This is a genomic window from Streptomyces sp. RLA123 (assembly GCF_056270165.1).
On sequence record NZ_JBWDOR010000003.1, the window covers coordinates 8,143,053 to 8,156,526 of the forward strand.

Annotated in this window: 14 protein-coding genes; 7 read left to right on the forward strand and 7 right to left on the reverse strand. The window is 68.5% G+C overall.

Annotated features, from left to right (window positions below):
* Positions 1-12: 12 nt before the first annotated feature.
* The 4 genes from RV983_RS37255 to RV983_RS37270 form a co-directional block, all read right to left on the reverse strand.
* Positions 13-573, reverse strand: coding sequence for a hypothetical protein (locus RV983_RS37255; protein ID WP_475990127.1), 561 nt, complete (start codon positions 571-573; stop codon positions 13-15).
* A gap of 35 nt (positions 574-608) precedes the next feature.
* Positions 609-1,055, reverse strand: a complete 447-nt coding sequence (locus RV983_RS37260; protein ID WP_475990128.1) for a hypothetical protein — start codon at positions 1,053-1,055, stop codon at positions 609-611.
* Between the two features lie 203 nt (positions 1,056-1,258).
* On the reverse strand, positions 1,259-1,768 hold the full coding sequence (locus tag RV983_RS37265) for a GNAT family N-acetyltransferase (protein WP_475990129.1): 510 nt from the start codon (positions 1,766-1,768) through the stop codon (positions 1,259-1,261).
* A gap of 293 nt (positions 1,769-2,061) precedes the next feature.
* Entirely contained in the window at positions 2,062-2,712 is a 651-nt protein-coding gene (locus RV983_RS37270; RefSeq protein WP_475990130.1) for a hemerythrin domain-containing protein, read from the reverse strand.
* A 73-nt stretch (positions 2,713-2,785) separates the two neighbouring features.
* On the opposite strand from RV983_RS37270, the gene RV983_RS37275 reads away from it, so the two are divergent.
* From RV983_RS37275 to RV983_RS37285, 3 genes are all read left to right on the forward strand, one after another.
* Entirely contained in the window at positions 2,786-3,409 is a 624-nt protein-coding gene (locus tag RV983_RS37275) for a TetR/AcrR family transcriptional regulator (RefSeq protein ID WP_475990131.1), read from the forward strand.
* A 594-nt stretch (positions 3,410-4,003) separates the two neighbouring features.
* Positions 4,004-4,750 carry an SDR family oxidoreductase gene (locus RV983_RS37280; RefSeq protein ID WP_475990132.1) on the forward strand — a complete coding sequence of 249 codons (747 nt, stop codon included), beginning with the start codon at positions 4,004-4,006 and terminating at the stop codon, positions 4,748-4,750.
* A gap of 23 nt (positions 4,751-4,773) precedes the next feature.
* Positions 4,774-5,010 (forward strand): hypothetical protein, encoded by a 237-nt coding sequence (locus tag RV983_RS37285; RefSeq protein ID WP_475990133.1) that lies wholly within the window; start codon positions 4,774-4,776, stop codon positions 5,008-5,010.
* Between the two features lie 554 nt (positions 5,011-5,564).
* Here RV983_RS37285 and RV983_RS37290 read toward each other — a convergent pair.
* Positions 5,565-6,278 carry a hypothetical protein gene (locus tag RV983_RS37290; RefSeq protein WP_475990134.1) on the reverse strand — a complete coding sequence of 238 codons (714 nt, stop codon included), beginning with the start codon at positions 6,276-6,278 and terminating at the stop codon, positions 5,565-5,567.
* Between the two features lie 166 nt (positions 6,279-6,444).
* On the reverse strand, positions 6,445-7,245 hold the full coding sequence (locus tag RV983_RS37295) for an alpha/beta fold hydrolase (protein WP_475990135.1): 801 nt from the start codon (positions 7,243-7,245) through the stop codon (positions 6,445-6,447).
* A gap of 676 nt (positions 7,246-7,921) precedes the next feature.
* On the opposite strand from RV983_RS37295, the gene RV983_RS37300 reads away from it, so the two are divergent.
* Both RV983_RS37300 and RV983_RS37305 read left to right on the forward strand, forming a co-directional pair.
* A complete protein-coding gene (locus RV983_RS37300) occupies positions 7,922-8,371 on the forward strand; it encodes a MarR family winged helix-turn-helix transcriptional regulator (protein ID WP_475990136.1) in 450 nt (149 codons plus the stop codon).
* Positions 8,372-8,846: 475 nt separating this feature from the next.
* The gene (locus RV983_RS37305) at positions 8,847-9,833 is read left to right on the forward strand and encodes a nitrilase-related carbon-nitrogen hydrolase (protein ID WP_475990137.1); all 987 of its coding nucleotides are present in this window, start codon (positions 8,847-8,849) and stop codon (positions 9,831-9,833) included.
* Positions 9,834-10,209: 376 nt separating this feature from the next.
* Here the strand turns inward: RV983_RS37305 and RV983_RS37310 are convergent, their stop codons facing one another.
* The gene (locus RV983_RS37310; RefSeq protein ID WP_475990138.1) at positions 10,210-10,812 is read right to left on the reverse strand and encodes a CGNR zinc finger domain-containing protein; all 603 of its coding nucleotides are present in this window, start codon (positions 10,810-10,812) and stop codon (positions 10,210-10,212) included.
* A 715-nt stretch (positions 10,813-11,527) separates the two neighbouring features.
* Here RV983_RS37310 and RV983_RS37315 point away from each other — a divergent pair.
* Both RV983_RS37315 and RV983_RS37320 read left to right on the forward strand, forming a co-directional pair.
* Positions 11,528-12,001: a VOC family protein gene (locus RV983_RS37315; RefSeq protein WP_475990139.1), complete on the forward strand. Its 474-nt coding sequence runs from the start codon at positions 11,528-11,530 to the stop codon at positions 11,999-12,001.
* Between the two features lie 127 nt (positions 12,002-12,128).
* Positions 12,129-13,253 carry an alpha/beta fold hydrolase gene (locus tag RV983_RS37320; protein ID WP_475990140.1) on the forward strand — a complete coding sequence of 375 codons (1,125 nt, stop codon included), beginning with the start codon at positions 12,129-12,131 and terminating at the stop codon, positions 13,251-13,253.
* Positions 13,254-13,474 lie beyond the last annotated feature (221 nt).

The following is a 13,474-nucleotide window of genomic DNA, read 5'->3' on the forward strand; positions in this document are numbered from 1 at the left end:
GCCCGGTGCCGCTCACCGCGTGGCGACGTCCTTGACCGAGGTCGGCCCGAGCTGCTTGGCGGTGGCGTATTCCGGCATGGTCATGGGTTTGTCGAAGAGGAAGAACGACTGGTTCGTGCCCACGGTGAATTCCATGTAGGCGTTGGTGGTGGCGTCGAAGCCGTAGTAGGCGTTGCAGGTGGAGCCCGTGGTGTAGGTGCCGTCCATGCCGGGCTGGGCGAGGACCGCGACGCCGTTGGAGGTGGATTCGACCCGCTCGGTCGGGGTGAGCATCTTGCAGCGAGGCACCGGCAGGCCCTTCATGATGAAGTACCCGTACTCGCCTTTGGCGTTCTGGATGTAGACGTAGGAGAGTTTGCCCCGCTTCCCCCATGTCTCGACCCACTGGTTGATCGCTTCGCGGGTCGGCGAGTACTCCATGCGGCCGGCCGGCTGCTGGGCCACGAGGTGGTCGTAGCTGTCCTGTTTGGCCCGGTTCTCCTTGTCCTGGCTGGAGTCGGTGCAGGACGTCAGGGCGAGGCCTGCGACGAGCGCGACGAGTGCGGCCAGGAGGATGCGTGCGAGGTTCTTCATGCGGAGCTGCCCTCTTCCCTGGGTGAGACGGGGGTTCAGTTGGTGCACGTCGTGTGCTTGGCCGCTGCATCGAGCCGGTAGGGCAGATCCTTGTCGCGGAAGGGCGCGCGGTGTTCCTGGGCCGCCTTGGAGTTGTAGGCGTTGACCGACTCGATCCGTGTGACCTTCAGCGCGGTGATCGACTGGTCGATCTGCGCCTGGCGCGTCGGCGATGCGGTGTTGCGCTCCTCCTGGAGCACTTGGATCGCTCCTTCGGCGTTCTGCACGGCCTCGCACAGGTCGAAGAATTCCTCGTACGTGGTCTGACGGAAGGTGCCCGAGCCGACCGTGTTGCCGCGCTCGCCGGCCTCGCCGCGGAACGGGGCGGTGATCCATCCCGCGCCGCCGAAGGCGAACACCCCGATCACGTACAGCACCGCCAGGCCGATGACCCAGCCGACGGCCCAAGTCCCTAACCGTGCCCCCTCGCGTACCCGCCCCATGCCATCCCCCTTCGCAGGTGGTTCCGCGGCGTCGGAACCACCTTCCGTAAGGGAGGACACGGCGTCCGGTGAAACGGTTCCGCCGGTCCGGGGGAGGGGTCGCCTGCGCGGCCGGAGCCGCCGCCCCATACGATCGTGCTGACATTCGGTCAACGGGCGGACTCCTGAACGCGTTCGGGTGGAGTCGGGGCCTGGCGGTCGTGTCAGGTCAGGTCCGTCCTCGGGTCCACTGCCCAGTGGTTGGTGGTGAAGGTGCGCCCGGCGAAGGTCACGTCGGCCTGCGAGACGAAGCGGAAGCCGACCGAGCGGCAGATACCGTTCGAAGCGGCGTTGTCGGTTGCCGGGAAGGCGTGCACGACTCCCCAGCGGTCCGCGTCCCGGGCCTGCTCCAAGAGGGCGCGGACGGCACGCTTGCCCAGCCCCTGCCCTTGGAACTGAGGAAGCACCATCCAGCCGATCTCGGAGATCGGGCCGTCGTCGGTGGTGTGGGACCAGAGGGTAACCGTCCCCGCCACCACTTCGGGGGTGGCCGGATCAGGGACGATCATCTTGTACCAGGCAAGGTCGGCAGCCGCCTGCTCGGCATCCCGGCGAACCTTGGCCGCCATCTCCTCGCGCGGTTGGGGGCCGCCGAGGTCGGCCATCATGACCGGATCGCATCGCATCGCAACATAGGCACCGACATCGTGCGGTGAGACGTCGCGCAACCTCACGGGCTCCTCCTCGTGTTGAGGCAGGAGCATCGCACAGCATCGGTCACGCACACTCCGGACGTCCGCACTGCCGGGGCGGGGCGGGGCGGGGCACAGCCTGATCCGTGTTCTGAGTCGACGGCAGCCGCTGGGGACCAGGCCGGTCGACATGACGCCCGGGGCGTTGGGGGCACGGTCCGCCCGGGAGGTGCACCGCCGTTGGGACGTGGTGCCCGGGATGTCCCGAGGAGGACCTGCCGGCCGTCCCGCTTGGGATCGCCGGAATCAGTGCATGGTGCGTGCGCGGGGCGATGTCATGAGGCGGAGCCGCGCAGGCTTGCGAGGTCGGCCTCTGCCTGCTGGCGCATGGCGGGCAGGAGCGGCAGTACGGGCTCCGGCAGGCCCGCCATCATGAGCTCGACCTCGTCGGGCGCGCCTACCTGGTAGATGAAGCCGATCATGAGGTGTGCGGCGACGGGTGGCGCGGTGGTGATCACCCGGCGGGAGAGCTCCACCCAGTACTCGGGGGTGACGTGCTCGCGCAGTGCGGGGAAGAGGACGGGCTCTTCGTGGGCCAGGTGGCTGTGCACCGTGTCACGCACCGAGACGGCCGCCTCGTGAAGGGCGGCCCTGGCCCCGGCGGGGTCGGGGTGATCCTCGGTCAGCGCGACGGCGGCGAGCCGGTCGAGGTCGTCCTCGAGGCGCTCGTGTTCCACGCTCAACTCTTTGAGCGCGTCCGCGGCGGACGGCGCTGTCGCGACGATCTGCGGCCAGAGGTCCTCGTCCTCCGTCTCGTGGTGGTGGCGCAGGTTCAGCACGAGGAAGTCACGCAGTTGGGCCAGCGTGCTCAGGGGCGCGGAGGGGCGGACGGCGGCTTCTGCGAGCAGGGTGGTGGCCGCGCGGTGGACGTCGTGGGCAAGACGGGTCTCGATGACGGCCATGGGCTCTTCGGGAGAATCGGTCATGCAGTGAAACGTATTCAATATAGGAGCCTATTGTCAATATAGTCACTTGTAGTGAAGGGCGTATACTGCGCCTGTGACCAGCCGGAAGTACCACTCACCCCTGCGCACCCATACGGCGACCGCCACTCGGGAAGCGATCCTCAGCAATGCCCATGAGCTCTTCTTGGCCAAGGGGTATCCGCGCGTGACGATCGGGGAGATCGCGGAGGCGGCGAAGGTCGCGGTGCCCACGGTGTACAGCACCATGGGGAACAAGCCGAAGATCCTGACGGCCTTGCTGGAGCCGGCCCTCACCGATCCGGCCATCGCCGACTCCCTTGCCGCGGTCTGCGCGAGCGACGACCCGCGTGCCGTGATCGAGCTGACCGCGGAAGGCACCCGGCTCACCCACGAACGTCACTGGGAACTCGTCTACGGGCTCTTCTACCGCAACCCGCCAGGAGAGCCGGCCGTCAAGGCGGTTCTGGACAGGGGAGCCGACGACTACGTCCACGCGCTGACCCGCGTGGCCGACCGCCTGGTGGCACTCGAATCACTCGCCGCCGACGTCGGCAACTCCGAGGTTGTCGACGTGCTCTGGTTCCACCTCGGCCCGCACGCCTGGATCACTCTCGTCGGTGAACGCGGCTGGTCCTTCGACCGCGCCCAGGCCTGGATCGCCCAGGCCGCCTGCAGGGCACTGCTCCAGGACTCCTGAACCGGGAGGCGCCGGACCGGATGCCGACCCGACGCCCAACTCCCCTTAGCGCGTTGTCTCCTGGCCCCCGATCCCAATCGGAGGCGAAGCGCGCGGCACGGCTCCAGCAGACCCCGAGCCCGGTGCCCAGGCTGATACGGACACTCGTGGAGAACGGCGCCGGCCGCCTCCTGGCGATCGCTGAGCAGGGACTCGCCGACAGGGACGAGATCTCGTGTCGCGGCAGCGCGTCAGTCGCTCGCCGGCAAAGACCCGAAGCCCGGTGGCGAACGACATCGTCGAGCATCCGATGACCGGCAGTAGCCCGGCCGGAGCCTCGGTAACCGCATAGGGTCCGCAAGGGCCGTGTGCCCGACGGTCCGGCGTACCCGCTCGCAGGGCACGCTGCATGCGTCGGTGAACATGCGCCGTCGTAGATCTGCGATCAGGATTGGGATGTGGTAAATCAAGCCTCGGCGGTGTGCGGAGTGGTGCCCCCCGCCGTTGCCCCGCAATGCCCAAGGGGAACGATCGCTCCTTCGGACGCCGGCGTTCTGGACCGCAGACGGGACGGGGCCGCCGGGGCCTCGCACAGGAACGAGAGGCGAGCACGCCATGAGCGAGGCAGAGCAAGGCGCGGGCCGTGTGGTCATCGTCACCGGCGGTACGCGCGGCATGGGCCGGGAGACGGCGGGTTATCTCGCCCGGAACGGCTACCAGGTCGTCGTGAACTACGCCGGGAACGAGGCGCAGGCGAACGAAACCGTCGCGGAGATCACCGCCGGCGGTGGGACGGCCGTGGCGAAACGCGCGGACGTCGCGGACGAGGTCGCGGTCGCTGCCATGTTCGACGAAGTGGAGTCCGAGTTCGGCGGAGTCGACGTCGTGGTCCACGCGGCAGGGGTCATGCCGGTCGGCCCGATGGTCGACTTCGACCTCACCCAGCTCGACCGGCTGCTGCGCGTCAACATCCGCGGCACCTACGTGGTGAACCAGCAAGCCGCGAAACGGCTTCGCTCCGGCGGCGCCATCATCAACTTCTCCAGCTCCATCACCAAGTTCAGCAGGCCCGGCTACAGCGCTTACGCGGCGACCAAGGGCGCGGTCCAGGCCATGGCGCTGATCCTCGCGCGCGAACTGCGGGGGCGGGACATCACCGTCAACGTGGTGGCCCCCGGCCCCATCGCCACGCCGCTGTTCTTCGAGGGAAAGAGCCAGGAGGTGATCGACCGCATCTCCGCCGAACCGCCGCTCGGGCGCCTCGGCGAGCCGGACGACGTCTCCGGGACGGTCGCCTTCCTCGCCGGCCCCGGCCGCTGGATCAACGGCCAGACCCTCTTCATCAACGGCGGGGCGATCTGACGCCGTCCCCGGCAGCCGGACTGATGGACCGGATCGCCCAGCGGATGGCCGAGCTGGAACCCCCGGACGCGGACGTCGCGGACGTCGCCGCGGCCGTCGTGCGCGTCGTCGGCATGCCCAAGGGCAAGCGCCCGTTCAGGGTGGAGATCGACCCCACCGACGACGGTTCCCACGCCGTGAACGAAGTGGCCGACCACATTCGAGCCGAGTTCATCCGCCGGCTGAACCTCGGCGACCTGCTCCATCCCACGAACACCTGAGACTCCGCGAAACCCCGCGACCGACACCCCGAGCCCCCAACTGCTGGGCGCGCCGCCTCGCCCCGGGCGTGGGCGGCTTCTGCTGCGTAGCCCTGATCCCAGAACTGCGGACCCAGCCGCCAGCAGGCGGACACCTCGGGCATCACCCGGAGGCGCGGCGGCAACGGTGATCGGCGCGGCGGCCGACGCCGCCCGCCGTCCGCTCCGGGCGGGCAGTAGCGGCATGGTCCGAGCGTCGGACTCGGCGAACGGACCGTCAACCGACGGGAACTGACCGGCGGTTACCGGCGCCTGCGATATACGCGGACCCGTACGTCCTTCTCCCTGCACATGAGGAGTCCCTGGTGAAGGCCGTCCATCACCCGCTGCGCCGGGCCCGACGTCATCGAGCTCATTGACGCCGAGGAGCCGCTTCCCGGTCCCGGCGAGGTCGGTATCACCGTGACGCATGCCGCTGTCGGCCTCGTGAGCGCTGGAGGCAGGTCCACGAGCTGCTCGATGCAGGGGCAAGGCCGCTGGAATGTCGCGGCGGCTGGGGCTGGTGCGGATTGCCGTCAGATGAAGAGGGCACTCTCGATGTCGATGGTGACGAGTTCCAGGTCCCGGTATACCGTGCCGTCCTCGCCCCGCCGGAAGACGCGCCGTGTGGTCGGGACCATGATCCCGTCGAATTCCTTGTATCCGCCGACGTAGTGGGCGGCAGGCCCGGCGTTGATGACCTCCGGCGTGTAATCATGCCTGCGCAGCAGCCCGTTGGAGTCGAAGTAGAACACCTGATCACGGCAGTGTGTCGCAATGTGGCCCGGGAAACCGACCCTCAGACGCCTCCACGTATCGCCCTGCTCCATGACCGGTGACAGTTCCGTGGTCTCGAAGCCCGGAGAGGTGAAGGTGAACGGGGATGTCATGTAGGTCCACATGGCGTATCCGGCAAAGTAGGCGACGTGCAGCTCGTCCCAGGGTGCACTGACGTCGGCGGGGAACGAAGCGCGAGGGTCGAGCCGTTCGGTGGTCACTTCCCCCGTGGTGGTCTCCAATGCCGCGCGCTGGGCGGTGAAGGATGTCCGCAAGTGGGGTGCGGTGAAGGGATAGTGGCTTGCGTGCTGCCGGCGCAGGTCGAGCCGGACCGCTGAATGGCTCAGAATTCCCTCCTGCCCCTTCAAGCGCCACAGCGAACCGCCGGCTCGGAAGTGCACGGTGGCCGTGCTGAACTTGTTGTAGCGCTCCAGGCCGCCATGGGCTTCGATGGCGGTGGTGGTGAGGTTCATGGCAGATCTCCCTGGCTGATGAGGCGTGATCGAAAAGGTGTGATTGTTGAGGCGCGGCGGCTCTCGCGCCGGTTATCGGCATCGCTCTGATGCTGTACGGGGCAACGACCCGCTGTGGTCGGCCGGATACGTTCGCGGACGCGATCGCGGGCTTCCCGGTGAACCTTTACGGGCGAGCCCCGGAGGTGGCGGCGCTGCAGGGGGCCAGGAAGGTGGTGAGTGCCGCCAGCACCTCCTGAGGGGCCTCCTCGGCGACCCAATGGCCGCTGCCGGGGATGACCAGGGACCGCACGTCGTCGGCCGTGAGCCGCATCGTGGTCGCGACTCCCTCTCCGACGCTCTTCGCTCCGCCGATCGCGAGGACGGGGATGGCCAGAGGTCGCTTCACGCGGTCGGCGTTCTGCGCGAGGGTGGTGTCGAGGTCGCGGTACCAGCCGAAACTGCCGCCCAAGGCGTGGCGGTGAACGGTGAGGGACTGTACGTAGTACCGGATGGCGTGGTCGGGCAGTTTCCGGGCGGCCTTGGTGTCGAGCTGCCAGCCGAAGTAGAGGTCCTCCCGGCCGGCGACGAGGAGTTCGTTCAGCTCGTCGAGCCGGTTGAAGGGGAAGTGCCAGAGCATGTTGTTGGCGCCGGCCGGGCCGAGCAAGGGGGGTGAAGGCGTCACCCCGGGCATGACGGCTTCCGCCACGGCTAGGCGGTCGACCCGCTGGGGATGGTCGGCCGCGAGCGCATAAGCGATCGGCATCCCGGTGTCGTGGCCGGCGACGGCGAACCGATCGTGGCCGAGGGTATCCATCAGCGCGGCCAGATCGTTTGCCAGCGTGGCGGTGTCGTAACCGTCGCGCGGCTTGTCGGTCAGCCCGACGCCCCGCTGGTCGACGGCGATGACCGTGTAGCGCGAGGCCAGGGCCGGCATGATCATGCGCCACGCGTACCAGTTCTGCGGCCATCCGTGGATCAGGAGCAAGGGGGGCCCTTCACCACCGACGACCGCATGCTGACGTATTCCACCGGCCTGGATGAGCCGGCTGGTGAACGTCCCCTCGAACCCCGTGGGTAGTCCGGGGACGCCGGATACGGATCCGAATCCCTGCGGCGCCCGCCGTGCGACGGCCGTGGCCGGTGCCGCAGAAGCGCCGGCGAGCGCCATACCGGCGGCGACTGCGGCAGCCCCGCCGACGAAGGCGCGGCGGGAAACCCGGGGCGGGGCCGGGTGGGACGGCGGCCGCACGGCAGGACTGGTCCGGCCGGGCGGCTCCGTGGCTGACGTGGCCATGGCTAGATCCTCTCGGGATGCACTCGAGCCGCGCAGGTGCGGCGTGGCGTTGGGGCGTCCGTGTCGAACGCGGAGATGGGGGCTCGGGTTCTGCCTCGGATGGGGCCGATGGACCGGCGGAGCGGGCCGGTGTCCGTGTCGTGCGGCCCGCGGGTGCGACCCGGCTGGGCGGCTGCTCGGTACTCCGGTTGCGCGCTTCGACCATGCCGGCGCCCGGTGTACCGAAGGGGCACTATTCAGAGCATATGCTCCTAGTGGTGGAAGCGTGAGGGCTTGTGTCGCGGGTCACCTCGACTTGCGAGGTGGAGGGGGTTCTTCCATTTAAGAGCAAGTGCTCGCATAATGACGGTGAGGGCTGGAGGAGAAGATGGCGACTGCGGTGTCGAAGGCGGACCTGTGCAACAACCTTGCGTTGCGCAAGGCGTCGCGGTATCTCGGGGCGACGTACGACAAGGCCCTGGCCTCGGTGGGGCTGCGGGCGACGCAGTTCAGCATCCTCCAGCAGCTCAGCATTCACGAGGAGATGACGATCACCCGCCTCGCCGACGTGATCGCGATGGACCGCACGACGATGGCGTCCAACCTCAAGCCGCTCGCCCGCGAGGGACTGGTCACCGTGGAACCGTCGACGACCGACCGCCGTGCGCGGATTGTGGCGCTCACGCCCGACGGCCTTGCCCGGATGAAAGCGGCGCTCCCGAAGTGGGAGGGCGTGCAAGCCGAGTTCGAGGAGAAGTTCGGCGCCGAGGAAGCGGCCCGGATGCGCGCCTCCCTCGAGGCCGTCCTCGACACCGGCTTCGATCCCTGGGCCGAGTAGACGCAACGCCTGCAGCACCCGCGCGGACGTCACGAAGTGCGACCGTGCGCACGTGTGCTCGTCGCATGCTCCTCCTCCGTGCCGAATGCGCCCTCGGCGGTCGGCGCGCATGCCCACCCACGGGGTAATCGCCGTCCAGGGCGCGGCGGCGCTGCTGTGGGCCGGCGTTGCCCGGGGGTTGATGAAGCGATGCGGCGATGCGGTTTCGAGCCGGGCGAGGGCTTGCCTTCCATTAAATAGGAGCATATGCTCTTAATTCTGATGGGGTCGTGATCGACCCCATCAACCCTGAGGCGCCGGGAACGTCCAACGGTGCAAGAGCGGCGCAGACCCAGGAAGGCAGTCAGCGCGGTCCAGCGCTCTCCCGCTGGTCAGGCCTTGCACAGAAGTCGGTGTCCTCACCCGCCGGTACCCCCCTTTGGCCATTTGCAGTGCCAGGAACGCGCTGACCGCGCTTGTGAAAAGGAGTCGCATCATGACCGTTGTGAAGGCAGCCGCCGTGCAGATCAGCCCCGTTCTGTACAGCCGGGCAGGCACGGTGGGGAAGGTGGTGGAGAAGATCCGGGAGCTGGGGCAGCAGGGTGTTCAGTTTGCGGTCTTCCCGGAAACCGTCATCCCCTACTACCCCTATTTCTCCTTCGTGCAGCCGGCCTACACCATGGCCAAGGAGCACCTGCGGCTGATGGAGGAGGCGGTGACCGTGCCGTCGGCGGACACCGTTGCGATCGGCGCAGCGGCCCGCGAAGCCGGCATGGTCGTTTCGATCGGCGTCAATGAACGTGATGGCGGCTCTCTCTACAACACGCAGTTGCTGTTCGATGCCGATGGCACGCTGATCCAGCGCCGTCGGAAGATCACGCCCACCTACCATGAGCGGATGATCTGGGGTCAGGGAGACGGCTCCGGTCTGCGCGCGGTGGACAGCGCCGTCGGCCGCATCGGCCAGCTGGCCTGCTGGGAGCACTACCAGCCGCTCGCCCGTTACGCCTTGATCGCTGACGGCGAGCAGATCCACGCCGCCATGTTCCCCGGGGCCTTCGGCGGCCCGCTGTTCGCCGGTCAGATGGAGGTCGCGATCCGGCAGCACGCCTTGGAATCCGCGGCTTTCGTGGTGAATGCCACCGCATGGATCGACGCGGATCAGCAGGCGCAGCTCGCAGCGGACACGGGTGCCCCGGCCGGCGTCTTCTCCCAGGGATTCTTCACCGCCGTCGTCGACCCCGAGGGCAGCATCATCGGCGAGCCGCTCACCTCCGGTGAGGGGGAGGTGATCGTCGATCTGGACCTGGCGCTGATCGACCGGCGCAAGCGCCTGATGGACGCCCGGGGCCACTACAGCCGTCCCGAGTTCCTCAGTCTGCAGATCGACCGGACTGCGACCGCGCCCCTGTTCGACCGCGGCGCCTACCTTCCGGCTCAGGCCGTTCGCGCGCTCGACGACGACCACGCCTTCGAGGCCTGAGTCCTCCCCTCCGGCACGGGACCTCTGACCCTGATCGGTCAGAGGTTCCCTGCTTGAGCGAGGGCTCCGTCCTATCGGCGATTTTTCGGCCGTGGGGCGGTCGTTCGTTCGGCGAGGAGACCATGCCGGTAGCCGCACGGGAACGTTCGCACTCTCCACCGGGCAGTGGCGGACGCCGACTCTGTGACGACGGCTGAGCGGACCGGGGCCGGGCACGTGTCTGCGCGGGAGCCGGCGCCCCCTCGGGCGTGGGGACTGACACTCCGCCACCTCGAGTGGGGGAGGTGCCGCCGGTGGGAGTCCGGGCCTGCACCACAGTTGAGGCGCCTGTGACCGGCGCGCGTCCACAACTCAACCGGCAGTATCACGCCGGTCGTCAGAGGTCCGCGTCGGACGCCAGCTCCTTCTTCCGTTGCCTGTAGGCGCGCATGGACGCCTGAGAACCGCACTTCGGGCCGCAGTACGCGCCAGAGCTGTTTCGCGTCCGGTCGAAGAAGCAGAAGTGGCAGGGCTGGTTCCGGCATGCCCGCACTCTGTCCCACATGCCTGCGATCGCGAGCTGGGTGATGCCGGCCAAGACCGAGCCGAAGAGGCCGGGGACACCGGTCTGCCCGGTCGTCAACGTTGCCCCCGAGGAGGTGACGACTGTCATCAGCGGATACCTGGAGGCGATCCCGCGCAGATAATCCTCTGTCCGCGCGAGCACCTCCGGCGTGATGTCCTGGTCTCCGGCGTGAGCGAGCAACACGGTGATCAAAGCATCGCGAAACTCCCGGGCGCTGGTCGCGTCGGCGTCTGTGACGAGGGTGGCCGGCACGTCCATGCCGCGTTCCCGCAGCCACGCCCGCATGGTGGTCGCGTTCTCGAAGCGCTCCGCGAGCCGGTGAGGCCCTGCGGTGTGCGTGTTGACGAATTGCAGCACTGCATCGGCCCCTGGCGGCTGCGTCATCGGATTGCGCTCCGTGGTGGACGAGGGCATGGCCGGCGGCCTCCTTGCAGAGTGGAAGGACGACCTGAAGATGTTAGGCACAAAACCGGAACAATGGCAACTTTGTCTGGTGAAGTGGATCACCTCGCAGGTGGCGTCGGGTACGTCACGGCAGTGCGTCCCGCGCAGTGGTGTGTGCCGCCTCTCGCTCTTGCCCGTGGACGCGGCGCTTGGACAGGACTGGTGCTGACGGCAGGGGCGGGAGGTCGCGAAGTGGCCACCGCTGCTTTCCGGCCCGTCATGGGGGTGTTTCTCCCCGTAGGAGCGGTACGGGTGGGGAAACCCTGGCCGAATGGGATGCCCGTCACTGCCGGAGCAGGTTGCGTGTTGCGGTCTATTCTCTTACGGTCATAACCATATTGAAGTGTGAGCCGCTCGGAAGGCACGCCCCATGCGCTGCGGTGAACGGGCGGTGCGCTCCCGGGGGTGACCGGCGCGGAACGGTTTCGCGGTCGGCGTCCTTGTGCGGCCCCCACAGCGACCGTCCCTTCTGCCGGGATCCGGGTGTCACGAAGAACCGCCGGAGATCCGCCGGAGATCCGCCGGAGATGGGGCGTAGCTCGCGGCTCACGCGTCATGCCTCCATCCTCCAGATCGCCTCGACCATCCGCTGGGCCCGCAAGGCAATGTGCCTCCCTGGGCTCCCGGGGCAACCGGTTTCTCACGCCTGTGAGATCCGCCGACATCAAGAAGGAACGACCTCCACATGGACATGAAGCTCGAACTCACCGTGCTGCCCGTATCCGACGTCGATCGGGCCAAGGCCTTCTACGAACAGGTGGGATTCCGCCTGGACCTCGACAAGGCTGCCGGCGAGCACTGGCGCGCAGTGCACTTCACGCCGCCGGGCTCCGGAGCGTCGATCATGTTCGGCACAGGCCTGACTTCCGCCGAGCCGGGCTCGGCCCAGGGCCTCTACCTTGTCGTCGCCGACATCCATGAGGCCCACGCGGAACTCTCCCGTCGCGGCATCCAGGTCAGCGACGTGTTCCACGACGCCGGCGGACTGCTGTACCACGGCCATGAGGATGGGCAGATCACCCACGGCCTCGACGGTCAGCGCCGACTGCCCGGCCTGCACCCGGAGCGCGCCTCGTACGGCTCCTTCCTGACCTTCAGTGACCCCGACGGGAACGGCTGGGTCCTCCAGGAGATCACGCAGCGCTTCCCCGGCCGCTGACAGGACGGCCGCCGAGGCAGACCCGTGAGCGGGCGCCTCGGACGCGGCGCATCGCACCCACATATGAGCACATGCGCGTAGTCCGGATGTGCGCCGACGCTCGAACAGCACCAGAAAGAGAAACCCGATGAACACCTCACCCGCGGAGCCGTCCGGCCAGGACGACCCCGGCACCGCCCGATCCGCCTCCCACCGCGCCCCGCGGCGCGGATTCTCGCGACGCACCTTCGTCGGCGGCGCCGCCGCCGCCTCTGCCGCCGCCGCAGGCATATCGCTGGGGAGCGGGCTCATGCCGGCCTCGGCCACCGCCCCCCGGCGTATGCCGAAGGGCTTCGGCACGGTCGACGCGGCGCCGCACCTGCCGGCAGGGTTCACCAAGACGTTCACCAGCCGGTTCGTGCAGGCCAACGGGATTCGGCAGCACGTGGTCACCGGAGGTGACGGGCCGCCGCTGCTCCTGGTGCACGGCTGGCCGGAGAACTGGTACGCCTGGCGCATGGTCATGCCGGAACTGGCCCGCCACTACACGGTCATCGCCGTCGACCAGCGCGGCATCGGCCTGACCGGCAAACCCAAGGGCGGGTACGACACGGCTACCCTCGCCAAGGACCTGGTCGCCCTCATGGACGCCCTCGGCCACGAGCGCTTCGCCGTGGCCGGCCACGACACGGGCATGATCATCGGCTATGCCCTGGCGGCGGACCACCCGGAGCGGGTCGCCCGCGTCGCCCTCCTGGAGGTCCCGGGGCCCCCGGCGCGAAAGGCGTCACCGCGCCTGTTCGGCACCGAGGGCGAGAACAACCGTCTGTGGCACCTCGCCTTCAACCGGGTCAACCACCCGCTGACCGAGAAGCTGGTCATGGGCCGAGAAGAGATCTTCTTCGGCTACGAGTTCGACATTCAGGGCGGACAGAAGCTGCCCGCCTACGCACGCGAGTACTACTTCCAGCTCCTCTCCGACCCCGAGACCCTGCGCGGCAGCTTCGGCCTCTACCGGGCGTGGGATGCCACCCTGGACCAGAACGACAAGCGCGTCGAGAAGAAGCTGACCATGCCGGTCCTGGCGATCGGCGGCGCGGAAAGTTACGGCGACCATGTCGCGGGCGCCATGATGCCGCTGGCGGACGACGTCCAAGGCGTGGTCATCCCGGGCGCCGGTCACTGGCTCGCCGAGCAGGCTCCCGAGGAGCTTCTCACTGAACTGACAGGCTTCTTGGCCCCCTACCGCCGTGCCACCGGTCCGTCCCGCTGACCCGTACGGAACCTTCCGCCACGCCCTTGCGGGAGGAACGCGCTCGACTGCGGTCCTGCCGTGAGTGATGCCGCGGCCACGGCCCTCGGGCGTACGTGGAGATCGTGCGCACCGATTCGCCGATTCAGCGCGGGACTCCTCCAACAGGCCCCTCCTGCCCGCCGGGGCTCCGGCGGGCAGGGTCGGGGCGCGCATCCGTACGCCGACACGACATGGCTCAC